The sequence below is a fragment of the Mesorhizobium sp. M7A.F.Ca.MR.148.00.0.0 genome (assembly GCF_003997735.1).
Lineage (GTDB): Bacteria > Pseudomonadota > Alphaproteobacteria > Rhizobiales > Rhizobiaceae > Mesorhizobium.
Genome location: NZ_RZTB01000458.1, coordinates 1 through 342 on the forward strand (window position 1 = coordinate 1; position 342 = coordinate 342).

General features: G+C 58.2%; 1 protein-coding gene. It reads left to right on the forward strand.

Translation table 11 applies throughout. The features are described from left to right. Positions 1–342: hypothetical protein (locus tag EOB49_RS37155; protein ID WP_206526215.1), on the forward strand; the 342-nt coding region annotated here is incomplete at both ends.

A 342-nucleotide genomic window follows, 5' to 3' on the forward strand; every position in this document is an offset into this window, starting at 1 on the left:
GTGAAGGCGTGGCCAAGAATTCCGGCAGATGAGCTTATCAGGGTCCTCGGGCCAGCTTACAACCACTATATCAAAAACATCGTCGAGCTTCCGCTGCTCGACGACGATGCGTTCGCGAAGAGCTTCGGGTTCGCGCGGCAAGAATTCTTAGGGATGCGTGCCGCACTTATGGGTTATGCGGACTTTTGCCTCGGAATGGCCGACGCGGCGGAATTGCTGTCCATACGCGCATTTCCACGCTATCGGCGTGCCGCTCTCGAGAGAGATGCGAGAGAATGGGCGTCTCCGCTCCTTGACAGGAACCATGTAATCGGAGTTGCTGCCGGGGTGGCTGGCGTGGAG